Raw genomic sequence first — 12,484 nt, forward strand, 5'->3', positions numbered from 1 at the left:
CGGCGGCCCGCACCTCCGGCATCGGCGGCATCAGCGGCAAGACCCTGACCTTCACCTCCTTCAACGGCGGCACCGCGGTTGACGTCACCTTCGGCGACGGCACCAACGGCACGGTCAAGACGCTGGATCAGCTCAACTCGAAGCTTCAGGCCAACAACCTGTCCGCGACGATCGACGCCAACGGCCTGCTGACGATCTCGACCACCAACGACTACGCGTCCTCGACCATCGGATCGAGCACCGCAGGTGGTGCGATCGGCGGTACGCTGACCTCGTCGCTCACCTTCTCGACGGCTTCCACCCCCGTCCAGGACGTCGTCGCGCAGACCTCGCGTGCCAACCTGGTCAACCAGTACAACAACATCCTCCAGCAGATCGACTCGACCGCGCAGGACTCCTCGTTCAACGGTGTCAACCTGCTCAACGGCGATCAGCTCAAGCTGGTGTTCGACGAGACCGCCAAGTCGAGCCTGAGCATCACCGGTGTGACCTACAACTCCAAGGGTCTGGGCCTTGCTGCGCTGAGCAGCGGTGTCGACTTCATCGACAACGCGGCCACCAACAAGGTGCTGACCAACCTGAACGCTGCGTCGAGCACGCTGCGCTCGGAAGCCTCCGCTCTGGGTTCGAATCTGACCATCGTGCAGGTGCGTCAGGACTTCAACAAGAACCTGATCAACGTGCTGCAGACCGGCTCGTCCAACCTGACGCTGGCCGACACCAACGTCGAGGCGGCCAACAGCCAGGCGCTGTCGACCCGCCAGTCGATCGCGGTCTCCGCGCTGTCGCTGGCCAACCAGTCGCAGCAGAGCGTGCTCCAGCTGCTCCGCTAAGTCGCGGACCACATCGCAAGCAGGATCCGGCGGCGGGGCTTCGGCCCCGCCGCTTTTTCGTATGTCGTTCGACCTTTCGAGAAACCAGGAGACGCTCTGAATAGTAACCAGCGGTTATGGTTAATGGAGCGTAAGCGCAGAGAAACGCCAATTATTTCAGACGGGTTGTCGATGCCATCCGCGCCTTCCGGCAGCTTATGGTGAACCGCGGCTTATGCCGGCGAGATCCGTTTCACTCTTTGTTAGCCATGTCCGCGCAGGCTGTGCCCGTCACTCGATCCGAAGCGATCGAACGAAGACGCGTAAGCCAGAAGGGTAAGAGTCATGTCCGGTATTGTTCTCTCCGCATCGGTTCGTCAGAACCTGCTCTCTCTCCAGTCCACCGCCGACCTCCTCGCCACCACGCAGAACCGTCTGTCGACCGGCAAGAGCGTCAACTCGGCTCTGGACAATCCCACCAACTTCTTCACGGCCCAGTCGCTCGACAACCGCGCCAGCGACATCAACAATCTGCTCGACGGCATCGCCAACGGTGTGCAGGTGCTGCAGGCCGCGAACACCGGCCTGACCTCGCTGCAGAAGCTGATCGACAGCGCCAAGTCGATCGCCAACCAGGCGCTGCAGACCACCGTCGGCTACTCCACCAAGTCCAATGTCTCCACGACGATCGCGGGCGCAACCGCTGCCGATCTGCGCGGCACGACCTCCTATGCCAGCGCGACCGCCTACAGCAACGTGCTGTATAACGGCACGGCGGGCGGCGTTACCGCGGCCGTCGCAACCACCACCCTCGGCGCGACCCAGGGCACGTTCTCGAACACGGTTGCCGTGAACGCCGCCGACGGCACGACCGCTGTGACGGGCACGATGACCCTGATCGGCACCACCGCCGCCACCAAGATCGGTTCGGCTCCGGCCGACGGCGACACGCTGACGGTGAACGGCAAGACCATCACCTTCCGCTCCGGCTCGGCTCCCTTGGCGGCCGCCGTCCCGGCCGGCTCGGGCCTCAGCGGCAACCTCGTGACCGACGGCAACGGCAACACCACCGTCTATCTCGGCACCGCCGGCACCCCGGCCGCGACCGTCGACGACCTCCTGACCGCGATCGACCTCGCCAGCGGCGTGAACACCTCGGTCATAGCAAGCGGGTTGGCGACGATCGCGAACAGCGCGGGCCAGACACCCTCCTCGATTGCCGCGGGTATCGTGGCGCTGAAGAGCTCGACGGGTGCGGATCTGTCCTTGACCGGCAAGGCCGACCTGCTCAAGGCGCTGGGCCTCTCCGGCGCAACGGGCGGCGGCAATGCGTCGCTGAGCGTCAACCGGACCACGACCACGAGTTCGCTGGGATCGCTGATTTCCGATGGCGCATCCCTGAATGTCGACGGCCACGTCATCACCTTCAAGAACGCGCCGGTCCCGGGCTCAGCAGGTGCGCCGGCCATTCCAGCCGGGTTCGGCAAGAGCGGCAACGTGATCACCGACGGCAACGGCAACTCGACGGTCTATCTCCAGGCCGGCACCGTCGCCGACGTGCTCAACGCGATCGACCTTGCCACCGGCGTGCAGACCGCGTCGATTGCGGCCAACGGCGCGGCGACACTGAATACCGCAGCCGGCCAGAGCAAGTCGTCGATCAACACCAGCGGCCAGCTCCAGCTCTCGACCGGCATCAACGCCGACCTGTCGATCACCGGCACCGGCAACGCGCTGGCGGTGTTTGGTCTTTCGGGTAACACCGGCAACGCGACGGCGTTCTCGGCGGCGCGCACCTCCGGGATCGGCGGCATCAGCGGCAAGAGCCTGACCTTCACCTCCTTCAACGGCGGCACCGCGGTCGACGTCACCTTCGGCGACGGCACCAACGGCACGGTCAAGACGCTCGACCAGCTCAACTCGAAGCTTCAGGCCAACAACCTGTCCGCGACGATCGACGCCAATGGCCTGCTGACGATCACGGCGTCCAATGACTATGCCTCCTCGACGCTCGGCTCGACTGCAGCGGGCGGTGCGATCGGCGGCACGCTGACCTCGGCGCTGACGTTCTCGACGGCTTCCACGCCCGTCCAGGATGCGGTCGCACAGACGGCCCGTGCGAACCTGGTATCTCAGTACAACAACATCCTGAACCAGATCGACACGACCGCGCAGGACTCCTCGTTCAACGGCGTCAACCTCCTGAACGGCGACCAGCTCAAGCTGGTGTTCGACGAGACCGGCAAGTCGAGCCTGAACATCACCGGGGTGACCTACAACTCGAAGGGCCTCGGCCTCGCCGCGCTGACCGTCGGCGTCGACTTCATCGACAACGCCGCCGCCAACAGGGTGCTGACCAATCTGAACGCCGCCTCGAGCACGCTGCGCTCGGAGGCTTCGAGTCTCGGCTCGAACCTCTCGGTGGTGCAGATCCGTCAGGACTTCAACAAGAACCTGATCAACGTGCTGCAGACCGGCTCGTCCAACCTCACCCTGGCCGACACCAATGTCGAAGCGGCCAACAGCCAGGCGCTCTCGACCCGCCAGTCGATCGCGGTCTCCGCGCTATCGCTGGCCAACCAGTCGCAGCAGAGCGTGCTTCAGCTGCTCCGCTAGTAAGCAGCTGAAATTAAAAGGTAAAATCGAGCGGCGGGGCCATTTGCCCCGCCGCTCTTTTGCATTTGGAGGCGGGCAGGGGCTTTCACCCGCCATTAACCCTATCCCTTAAACCGGCGTTAACCATACTTTAAAGGACACCTTCTAAAACTGGACCAAAGCCCCGCTTTGCAGACGGCGCGGCCGATTCGTATCCGGTTCAAGAGGAAGACTCGCCAATGTCCAACATCGTTCTCTCGGCGTCCGTTCGCCAGAACCTGTTGTCGCTGCAGTCGACGGCCGACTTGCTGGCCACGACGCAGGAGCGGCTGTCGACCGGCAAAAAGGTCAATACGGCGCTCGACAATCCCACCAACTTCTTCACGGCGCAGGGGTTGGACAACCGGGCGAGCGACATCAGCAACCTGCTCGACGGCATCAACAACGGCGTGCAGGTGCTCCAGGCCGCCAACACCGGCATCACCTCGCTGCAAAAGCTGATCGACAGCGCGAAATCGATCGCCAACCAGGCGCTGCAGACCACCGTCGGCTATTCCACCAAGTCGAACGTCTCGACCACGATTCCCGGTGCGACGCCGGCCGATCTGCGCGGGACGACGTCGTATGCAAGCGCAACCGCCAACAGCAACGTGCTCTATACCGGTGCGCCCGGGGGCGTGACGCCGGTGACTGCCGCCGCCGCTCTCGGTGCATCGTTGGGCTCGACCGCGGGCACGTTGCTCGGCGCCGTCACCAATGCCGCCGACGGCACCACTGCACTGACCGGCACCGCGACGCTGATCGGCACCACGGCAGCCAGCACCCTCGGCTCGTCGCCTGCCGACGGGGATTCGATCACCGTCAACGGCAAGACCATTACCTTCCGGACCGGCGCTGCGCCCGCGACGCAGCCGACCGGCTGGGGTCTGGATGCCAGCGGCCACATCGCCACCGACGGCAACGGCAATTCGATCGTCTACATGGGGACGGCCGCCGCGCCCACCGGTACCGTCAACGACCTGTTGAGTGCGATCGATCTGGCGAGCGGCGTCAAGAGCGCGACGATCAGCGCCGGCGCCGCGACCATCTCGGTCAGCGGCTCTGCCGGTCCCGTCGGCACGCTGCAGGTGGCATCGTCCATCACGGGCGGCCAGGTCACGCTGAAGAGTTCGACCGGTGCCGATCTCAGCGTGACCGGAAAGGCCGACTTCCTCAAGGCGCTCGGTCTGACGGCCGCAACCGGCGCCGGCAATGCCAACGTCACTGCGGCCCGGTCGACCACCGCAGGTTCGCTCGGCACGCTGGTTCAGGACGGCTCGACGCTGAACATCGACGGCCACACCATCACCTTCAAGAACGCGCAAACGCCGCAATCGGCGGCGAGCGTCACGTCGGGTGGCGTCAGCGGCAACGTCGTCACGGACGGCAACGGCAACTCGACCGTCTACATCCAGAGCGCGACGCTGAGCGACCTGCTCAATGCCGTCGACCTCGCGACCGGCGTCAAGACCGCAAGCATCTTCAACGGCGCGGCGACGCTGTCGACCACGGCGGGCCAGATCCCGTCGTCGGTCAACAGCAGCGGCCAGCTTGCGCTCTCCACCGGCATCAACGCCGATCTCTCGATCACCGGCACCGGCAATGCCCTCAGTGCATTCGGTCTCAGCGGCAACACGGGAACGGCGACCGCCTTCACTGCGGCCCGCACGTCCGGCGTCGGCGGCATCAGCGGCAAGACGCTGACCTTCACCTCGTTCAACGGCGGCACGCCGGTGAACGTCACCTTCGGCGACGGCACCAACGGCACCGTCAAGACGCTGGACCAGCTCAACGCGCAGCTGCAGGCCAACCACCTGACGGCGACGATCGATGCCAACGGCGTGCTCACGGTGACCACGGTCAACGAATACGCCTCCTCGACGCTCGGTTCGACCCTCGCGGGCGGCGCAGTCGGCGGCACGATCACCGGCGTGCTGGCCTTCACCACCGCGCAGCCGCCGGTCCAGGATCCCGTGGCGCAGACCGCGCGCTCCAACCTGGTCAACCAGTTCAACAACATTCTGGCGCAGATCGACACGACGTCGCAGGACTCCTCCTTCAACGGCGTCAACCTGCTCAATGGCGACACGCTGAAGCTCGTCTTCAACGAAACCGGCAGCTCCACGCTGAGCATCAACGGCGTGGTGTTCAATGCGGCGGGCCTCGGTCTCAGCAATCTCGTCAACGGTGTCGACTTCATCGACAACGGCGCCACCAACAAGGTGCTGGCCAGCCTGAACGCAGCCTCGAGCACGCTACGCTCGGAAGGATCCACGCTCGGTTCGAATTTGTCGATCGTGCAGGTGCGTCAGGACTTCTCCAAGAACCTGATCAATGTGCTGCAGACCGGTTCGGCCAACCTGACACTCGCCGACACCAATGAGGAAGCAGCGAATAGCCAGGCGCTTTCGACGCGCCAGTCGATCGCGGTCTCCGCGCTGTCGCTGGCCAACCAGTCGCAACAGAGCGTGCTGCAGCTGCTCCGCTAATTTCGCAGCGCAGGTTCGCTACTCGAGATTTCGCGGCGGGGCTAACGCTCCGCCGTTCTTTTAAGGGAGATCGCTAAGACAAGATTAGCTGAGATCGACATGCATGACGCGAGGCGAGTTTACATCGTGTGTGCGTGCATCTAGCGTTGCGCTGACGAAGAGCTCCGCGCCCCGTAATTGTCCGGAGCGCTTCCAAGCACACACGTAAGCAAATCTTAAGCGGTGCTGCCTAGGGTTGGGAAAGAAATCCTTAAGCGCGTGCAACGCGCTGGGTAACGTCCAGGGTGTGATTGATGTCGAATTCCGCTGCCTCGGCTTATGCGCGTGTCGCAACGACCACCGCATCTCCTCGCGACATCGAGGCGCAGACCCTGCTCAAGGCCGCCAACAAGCTTCAGGATGCGATCAACAGTGCCGATCCGTTCAGCGAGCAGACGACGCAGGCCCTGATGTTCAACCGCAAGCTCTGGACCATCTTCCTGAGCGAGGCGATGCGTGACACCAATCCGCAGCCGATCGACGTCCGGCAGAAGATCGCCAACATCAGCGTGTTCGTGCTGAGCCAGACTGCCGCGCTCCAGATGAGCCCGCAGTTCGATCATTTCCGCCCGCTGATCGAGATCAACCGCAATATCGCTGCGGGTCTGTCCGGACGGCCGTGACGGAGAGCCATCGCCGTCGAGCATCCTCCGTGGACCAGGTTCACGCTGACGGATGCCGGTGGGGCCGGATCAATGACAACGCCACCGAACTTGCGACCGGTCTGGCTGTTGCCGATCCGTGACGGTCGACAGCTGGCCGTCAGGCGCTGACGTCGGTGCTGAGCGGACGCGAGGGCTCAGACTGCATATCCAGCGCATGGAAATAGGCGCGCCGGCGCAGCATCGCCTCATCGGGGAATTGGTTCACCACCACGTCGGTCTTGGCGTTGACGACCTGGAAGACGAAGGACGCGGCTGCCTGGTCGAACACGACCTGGCGGGAAACGTTCTCGTGGTTCGGCAAATCATTGCGCACAGGTGCGCCGGTATCGCTCGCAGCGACTGTCTGGCTCACCGGAAGATCCGTTTGCACAGCCTCGTTCGCCGCCGCGTTGGACGTCGGTACGATTTGCGTGGGAGCCGGGATCCCCACCGGCCTGATGCTGAAATCTGTACTCATGGCAGCCTCCTGGTTGCCTTACGTGAGTCAAATCCCAACCCCTCTAATAGCGCAACCATGGAACACCAGGTTTGAAGACCTGGTAAGGAAACGTGCCTAATCGCGCGACGATATCGCCGCGCAAATTTTCGTAAAGTTATCGCGTGTTCCTGCGCGCTCAGAGCGAGCGGCTGACCGCGAGCGGGGTGATGTGGCGCGGACCCGGCGCGGCGCGGCGCCCCGCGGCCGTATAGGTGTTCGGCACGTTGCGCTTCTGGATCTCGGCGTTGACGCCGCGCACGACGCTCTCGGAAACCGCGTGCGCGGTCGCGAGCACGGTGAGATTGACCTGGAGCATCGCGCGAAACGCATCGTGATGGCGATGCAGCGTGGAGAGCAACTCCGGCGCGGATTTCGCGAGCTGGGCCTGGTTCGCCTTCAACTGGCTGACGGCGCCGACGTAGTTGCGCGACAGCTCCTGCTTCTTGCTCTCGAGCGTCATCGCCTCGCGGACCTTGCCGGCGCGAACGAGCTCGGTCTCGCGCTCGATCAGTCCGAGCAGGGCGCTCATCGCGTCCATCAGGCCTTCGGCAAGCTTGCGCGCCTCGGTACTGCCGGGCGCGGTGTTCGGACGCTGGGCTTGCATCGGCTGACGTGAGGCGTTGAAATGGTTCATCTCGTTTTGACCTTATGCCGTGCGGATCGTTTTCGCCTGCTGCAGGATCAGGGTACGGTAGACATCGCTGGCGACGCCGACGCCGCCGGCCTGGGCGAAGTTCTTGGAATATTGCTCGGTCAGCATCGAGCGCCACACGCCGGTGCCGGGCGTATCGCCGAACGGACCTTCGCTCTTCAGGCTCGAGGTCATCTGCGAGAACATGCTGTTGAGGAACATCGCCTCGAAATCGGTGGCGGTCTTCTGCGCCTTGGCCTGCTGCTGCGGCGAGACTTTCTGCAGCGCGGCGGCAAGCTCGAAGTCCGGCCGGCCATTGCGGCTCTCCACCGAGAAAGCCGAATAGGTGGCGACGCGCGGGGTGTTGATCGAGCCTGCCTGCATCACATCACCTCGATGTCGGCTTCGATCGCGCCGGCGGCCTTGATCGCCTGGAGGATGCTGATCATGTCCCGGGGACCTATGCCGAGGCCGTTGAGGCCGTCGACGAGCTGCTGGAGCGAGACGCCGTCCTTGACGACGGCCAGCTTCTTGCCGTCCTCGGTGACGGTGACACTGGTGCGCGGCGCGACCACGGTGCGGCCGCGCGACAGCGGGTTGGGCTGACTGACCTGCGGGCTCTCGGAGATGGTGACGGTCAGGTTGCCCTGCGCCACAGCGACGGTGGCGACGCGGACGTCGCGACCCATCACGATGATGCCGCTGCGTTCGTCGATGATGATCTTGGCGGCGAGATCGGGATCGACCTGGAGCTGTTCGATCTCGGTGAGGAATGCGACGACGTTGCCCTTGAACTCCGGCGGGACCGACAGCTGCACCGTCGAGGGGTCGATCGGCTCGGCGGTCTTGACGCCGAGATAGTCGTTGACCGCAGCCGCGATCCGCTTGGCCGTGGTGAAATCGGCGTTGCGCAGCGCCAGGCGCACGTTCGGCAACCGGTTGAGCGCGAACTCGATCTCGCGCTCGATGATGGCGCCGTTGGCGATGCGTCCCACGGTCGGAACGCCGCGGACGATCTTGGCCGCCTCGCCCTCGGCCTGGAAGCCGGAGATCGCGAGCGAACCCTGCGCCACTGCATAGACATTGCCGTCGGCGCCCAGCAGGGGGGTCACGAGCAGGGTGCCGCCCTGGAGATTCTTGGCGTCGCCGAGCGCGGAGACGGTGACGTCCATGCGCGTGCCCTGGGTGGCGAAGGCCGGCAGGTTGCCTGTGACCATCACTGCGGCGACGTTGCCGGTGCGGATGGTGGCGCCGCGAATGTTGACCCCCATGCGCTCGAGCATCGCTTGCAGCGATTGCTTGGTGAAGGGGATGTTGTTGAGCGTGTCGCCGGTACCGTTGAGGCCGACGACGAGGCCGTAGCCGATGAGCTGGTTTTGCCGCACGCCTTCGATGTTGGCGAGATCCTTGATGCGCGAGGTCGCAGCCGCTGACGTGACCGAGAGCGCCAGCGCTGACAGCGCGGCGCAGGCCACCACCCCAACAATCCTCACCCAACGAACGCCTGGCATCCTCTGCTCCCCAAGGCTCCTAGAAAGGCTCCTCAAATCGGACGGACCTGCACGACACTCCCATGACGAGCTGGTCCGGCGCTTTCCTTGCGAGCGCTGTGCCAATCCGGGGCTTCCGGATAGGTCGCTGAATAGGTTGAATAAATCTGTTTGGACCGATGTCAGCCGGTGTTGTGCCTGAGGAGCGAAACTGCCGCCTGTCGGCAGATTTTGCCGGGCTGTTTACGCGCCGTTAACCATAAGACGGCGAAGGTGAGAGCATCGATCATCCGGATTCTTCCGATGCGCATCTACGGACCGAACGGCACCACGCTTGGAGCGCCGGCCAGCCAGGCCAGGCGGACGGGCACCGGCACCTTCGTGCTGCCCGACACCTCATTGGCGCAGGAGATGCGGAGCGCCTCCGCACCGAAGGCCACCGCCAACATCGATGCGCTGCTGGCATTGCAGGGCGTCGAGGAGGATCCGGTCGAGCGCCGCAAGCGCTCGGTCGCCCGCGGCAGGACTGCACTCGACGTGCTCGACGATCTCAAGATGGGACTGCTGTCCGGCAATCTCGATGCGTCGACCGTGATGCGCCTGCGGGACGCTGCGGCGGACCTGAAATCGTCCTCGGGAGATCCAGGTCTCGATACGGTGCTTTCCGAGATCGAGCTGCGCGTCGAGGTCGAGCTCGCCAAGGCCGGGCAGGCTTGATAGTCATCCGTCTCTCACGGTGACGGGTCTGCTCCTCGTCCCGTTACGCCGCTTCCGCCTTCTGCTGCGCGTCATAGCGACGCTGGGCAGCGAGCACGTCTTTCAGGTTCTGCTCGGCCCAATCGCGCAGAGGATCGACCGCGGCGGCCAGCGTCAGACCGAGCTGCGTGATCGAATACTCCACCGTTACGGGCACGGTCGCGATGGCATGGCGCCTGATCAGGCCGTCGCGTTCTAGGGACTTGAGAACCTGGCTCAGCATCTTCTGCGAGATGCCTTCAATCGTGCGGCGCAACTGATTGAAGCGCATCGGCTCCTCGCGCAGCAACAGGAGGATCAGCACCGCCCATTTGTCGCCGACGCGATCGAGGATCTGACGGGTGGGGCAGTTCGCTGCATAGACGTCCGGTTTCATCGTCGGTCCTCATTTCCGCCGCTGGCGGTGCGCACGCCAGCTGTGCGTGATCGGTTGCGCGTCCAGGTTACCGTTGCGTAATCAGGTAAGCACAAAGTGCTCTCTTAACACCAGCATTCTTTGCGATATCTAGTCACCATTGGTTACTATAGAGCAAAGGAGCTTCCATGAAAATCGCAGTCGCCGGCGCTTCGGGTCGGGCCGGGTCGGAGATCACCAGGGAATTATCCTGCCGCGGCCACGCCGTCACAGCCATCGCCCGGAACCCCGAGAAGATCGCAGCCCTCCCCAACGTCACCCCGACCAAGGGGGATGTGCTCGACCAGGCCGGCCTCGCCAAGCTGTGGTCCGGGCACGACGTCGCCGTGAGTTCCGTGCACTTCCTGGTCAGTGACCCACTCAAGCTGATCGGTGCGGCGAAGGACTCCAAGGTCGGTCGTTATCTCGTGGTCGGCGGCGCTGGCAGCCTCGAGGTTGCCCCTGGTGTGAAGCTGGTCACAACTCCCAATTTCCCTGCCGAATATAAGGCTGAGGCGGAGGCGGGCTCGGCCTTCCTCGACCTGCTGCGGCAGGAAAAGCACCTGAATTGGACTTTCATCTCGCCGTCGGCCTTGTTCGTCGAGGGGGAACGCACGGGCAAGTTCCGGCTTGGGGCCGACCAGCTTCTCGCAGATGCGAACGGCAAGAGCTGGATCACCTTCGCCGACTACGCCATCGCGCTCGCCGACGAGATCGAACGGCCCGCCCATCCGAAGCAGCGCTTCACGGTCGGCTATTAAGCGGTCGACCCGCCTCCGAGCCCTCAAGGATAAACCTTCCTGTGCAAGGGCTTGGAGGCGACGACTGGGGCGGCAGGGAAATATTGTCTGTCACGGGAGGCCACTATATAACCGCCGGCTCAACGGACCCCGTTCCGTTCCCGAGTCGTTGCTTAAGAAGATAGGCCTCCCTTGGAAAAGTTGAAAAACTACCGACCGACCGACAAAGAGCCTTTCATGAACGACCGGCAGAAGGAGTACTTCCGTTTGAAGCTCCTCGCCTGGAAGGATGAGATCCTCAAAGAGTCCAAGCTCACCCTGCAAGCTTTGCAGGAGGAGAACGTGAACCACCCCGATCTCGCCGATCGGGCATCGTCCGAAACTGACCGTGCCATCGAACTCCGCGCCCGCGACCGCCAGCGCAAGTTGATCGCCAAGATCGACGCCGCGCTCCAGCGCATCGAGGACAACACCTACGGTTATTGCGAGGAGACCGGCGAGCCGATCTCGTTGAAGAGGCTCGAAGCCCGGCCCATCGCGACGCTCTCGGTGGAAGCGCAGGAGCGCCACGAAAAACGCGAGAAGGTTTATCGCGACGAATAGAGCCCGAGCCGCCAAGTGCGGCTCTTTGTTTTTGCGACGCAAGGTGCCGTTCGGCGCCGCGACCACTATTTTGCCCGTCGCCTGCAGCCGTGTGCGGCAACGAGCAAGCGTGATCGCGAAAAGTGAATCACGATCAATGGGCTAGACTCGTTCTCTCCGAGCTCACGTGAGTTCGGATGAGACACAGCCTTCACTTCAGGTGGGGCGAGTTTTGCGAGTCGCGTCAACGACATCGGCTCGAATGGTGAGACGCCGATCCAGCTGCATCCAGCATCGCTGCCATCAGGTCTGCCGCGCCGCCAGGAGGCGCGCATCACCATAAAGCCTGGACCAGCTCAATATTTCCTTAAATGCCGGCAGGAGGCCGTAAGCCGCATCGGTCAGCTCGTACGCGACCCTCAAGGGTTTCTCCGCGAGGACGATGCGCGATACGAGGCCATCCTGCTCGAGCTCGCGAAGCTGCGTGGTCAGCATGTGCTGGGTGATGCCGCGGATCGATCGCCGCAAGGCACCGAAGCGAACCGCACCGTTCATCAGCGTAAACAGAATCTCCAGTTTCCACTTGCCGCCGAGGGCGTGGATGGCCCGCTTGAAGTCGCCGAGCAGGGCAGGATCCGGGCTGCAATCGCAGTCGCCGTCGCAGTTGGTGGTCAGGTTTTCCATACCGGTCTCGAAATCCATTCTACTTGTCCCCTTGGAGATAGTGACCAGATGCGGCCTTGAGCAGGGCCACGGCGGGATCGATCCGCCGGC

General features: G+C 63.7%; 13 protein-coding genes. 7 read left to right on the top strand and 6 right to left on the bottom strand.

The annotated features are described in order from the left end of the window. The 4 genes from EHH60_RS30815 to flaF all read left to right on the top strand — a co-directional run. On the top strand, positions 1–833 hold an 833-nt coding region (locus EHH60_RS30815), incomplete at its 5' end, for a DUF1522 domain-containing protein (protein ID WP_283811866.1). A gap of 324 nt (positions 834–1,157) precedes the next feature. Then, positions 1,158–3,428 (top strand): DUF1522 domain-containing protein, encoded by a 2,271-nt coding sequence (locus EHH60_RS30820; protein ID WP_124163117.1) that lies wholly within the window; start codon positions 1,158–1,160, stop codon positions 3,426–3,428. A gap of 218 nt (positions 3,429–3,646) precedes the next feature. Continuing rightward, complete coding sequence (locus tag EHH60_RS30825) at positions 3,647–5,935, top strand: DUF1522 domain-containing protein (RefSeq protein ID WP_124163118.1); 2,289 nt, start codon at positions 3,647–3,649, stop codon at positions 5,933–5,935. Between the two features lie 293 nt (positions 5,936–6,228). Continuing rightward, positions 6,229–6,597 (top strand): flagellar biosynthesis regulator FlaF, encoded by a 369-nt coding sequence (gene flaF, locus EHH60_RS30830; RefSeq protein WP_024341037.1) that lies wholly within the window; start codon positions 6,229–6,231, stop codon positions 6,595–6,597. A gap of 139 nt (positions 6,598–6,736) precedes the next feature. Here the strand turns inward: flaF and EHH60_RS30835 are convergent, their stop codons facing one another. From EHH60_RS30835 to EHH60_RS30850, 4 genes are all read right to left on the bottom strand, one after another. Next, entirely contained in the window at positions 6,737–7,096 is a 360-nt protein-coding gene (locus EHH60_RS30835) for a hypothetical protein (RefSeq protein ID WP_124163119.1), read from the bottom strand. Positions 7,097–7,253: 157 nt separating this feature from the next. After that, on the bottom strand, positions 7,254–7,751 hold the full coding sequence (locus EHH60_RS30840) for a hypothetical protein (protein WP_124163120.1): 498 nt from the start codon (positions 7,749–7,751) through the stop codon (positions 7,254–7,256). 12 nt (positions 7,752–7,763) lie between these two features. After that, on the bottom strand, positions 7,764–8,132 hold the full coding sequence (flgJ, locus tag EHH60_RS30845; RefSeq protein ID WP_199752246.1) for a flagellar assembly peptidoglycan hydrolase FlgJ: 369 nt from the start codon (positions 8,130–8,132) through the stop codon (positions 7,764–7,766). Continuing rightward, complete coding sequence (locus EHH60_RS30850; RefSeq protein WP_124163122.1) at positions 8,132–9,259, bottom strand: flagellar basal body P-ring protein FlgI; 1,128 nt, start codon at positions 9,257–9,259, stop codon at positions 8,132–8,134. Before EHH60_RS30850 ends, flgJ begins: the two co-directional genes overlap by 1 nt. A 282-nt stretch (positions 9,260–9,541) precedes the next feature. On the opposite strand from EHH60_RS30850, the gene EHH60_RS30855 reads away from it, so the two are divergent. Continuing rightward, the gene (locus EHH60_RS30855) at positions 9,542–9,955 is read left to right on the top strand and encodes a flagellar assembly protein FliX (protein WP_124163123.1); all 414 of its coding nucleotides are present in this window, start codon (positions 9,542–9,544) and stop codon (positions 9,953–9,955) included. A gap of 43 nt (positions 9,956–9,998) precedes the next feature. Here the strand turns inward: EHH60_RS30855 and EHH60_RS30860 are convergent, their stop codons facing one another. Next, complete coding sequence (locus EHH60_RS30860; protein ID WP_124163124.1) at positions 9,999–10,370, bottom strand: winged helix-turn-helix transcriptional regulator; 372 nt, start codon at positions 10,368–10,370, stop codon at positions 9,999–10,001. A gap of 167 nt (positions 10,371–10,537) precedes the next feature. On the opposite strand from EHH60_RS30860, the gene EHH60_RS30865 reads away from it, so the two are divergent. Beyond that, positions 10,538–11,149: an NAD(P)-dependent oxidoreductase gene (locus EHH60_RS30865; protein WP_124163125.1), complete on the top strand. Its 612-nt coding sequence runs from the start codon at positions 10,538–10,540 to the stop codon at positions 11,147–11,149. A 216-nt stretch (positions 11,150–11,365) separates the two neighbouring features. Beyond that, positions 11,366–11,731 (top strand): RNA polymerase-binding protein DksA, encoded by a 366-nt coding sequence (gene dksA / locus EHH60_RS30870; protein WP_085966600.1) that lies wholly within the window; start codon positions 11,366–11,368, stop codon positions 11,729–11,731. 282 nt (positions 11,732–12,013) lie between these two features. Here the strand turns inward: dksA and EHH60_RS30875 are convergent, their stop codons facing one another. After that, on the bottom strand, positions 12,014–12,412 hold the full coding sequence (locus EHH60_RS30875; RefSeq protein ID WP_199752248.1) for a winged helix-turn-helix transcriptional regulator: 399 nt from the start codon (positions 12,410–12,412) through the stop codon (positions 12,014–12,016). Between the last annotated feature and the right edge of the window lie 72 nt (positions 12,413–12,484).

Origin of the sequence: Bradyrhizobium sp. RP6, assembly GCF_003837805.1 — a bacterium.
Taxonomy (GTDB): Bacteria; Pseudomonadota; Alphaproteobacteria; order Rhizobiales; family Xanthobacteraceae; genus Bradyrhizobium.

Bases quoted from the DNA above. Each gene is read 5' to 3' on its own strand.
- EHH60_RS30850 (WP_124163122.1), bottom strand. From the start codon at position 9,259: ATGCCAGGCGTTCGTTGGGTGAGGATTGTTGGGGTGGTGGCCTGCGCC.
- dksA (WP_085966600.1), top strand. From the start codon at position 11,366: ATGAACGACCGGCAGAAGGAGTACTTCCGTTTGAAGCTCCTCGCCTGG.
- EHH60_RS30840 (WP_124163120.1), bottom strand. From the start codon at position 7,751: ATGAACCATTTCAACGCCTCACGTCAGCCGATGCAAGCCCAGCGTCCG.
- EHH60_RS30875 (WP_199752248.1), bottom strand. From the start codon at position 12,412: ATGGATTTCGAGACCGGTATGGAAAACCTGACCACCAACTGCGACGGC.
- flaF (WP_024341037.1), top strand. From the start codon at position 6,229: ATGTCGAATTCCGCTGCCTCGGCTTATGCGCGTGTCGCAACGACCACC.
- EHH60_RS30835 (WP_124163119.1), bottom strand. From the start codon at position 7,096: ATGAGTACAGATTTCAGCATCAGGCCGGTGGGGATCCCGGCTCCCACG.
- EHH60_RS30865 (WP_124163125.1), top strand. From the start codon at position 10,538: ATGAAAATCGCAGTCGCCGGCGCTTCGGGTCGGGCCGGGTCGGAGATC.
- EHH60_RS30860 (WP_124163124.1), bottom strand. From the start codon at position 10,370: ATGAAACCGGACGTCTATGCAGCGAACTGCCCCACCCGTCAGATCCTC.
- EHH60_RS30820 (WP_124163117.1), top strand. From the start codon at position 1,158: ATGTCCGGTATTGTTCTCTCCGCATCGGTTCGTCAGAACCTGCTCTCT.
- EHH60_RS30855 (WP_124163123.1), top strand. From the start codon at position 9,542: ATGCGCATCTACGGACCGAACGGCACCACGCTTGGAGCGCCGGCCAGC.
- EHH60_RS30825 (WP_124163118.1), top strand. From the start codon at position 3,647: ATGTCCAACATCGTTCTCTCGGCGTCCGTTCGCCAGAACCTGTTGTCG.
- flgJ (WP_199752246.1), bottom strand. From the start codon at position 8,132: ATGCAGGCAGGCTCGATCAACACCCCGCGCGTCGCCACCTATTCGGCT.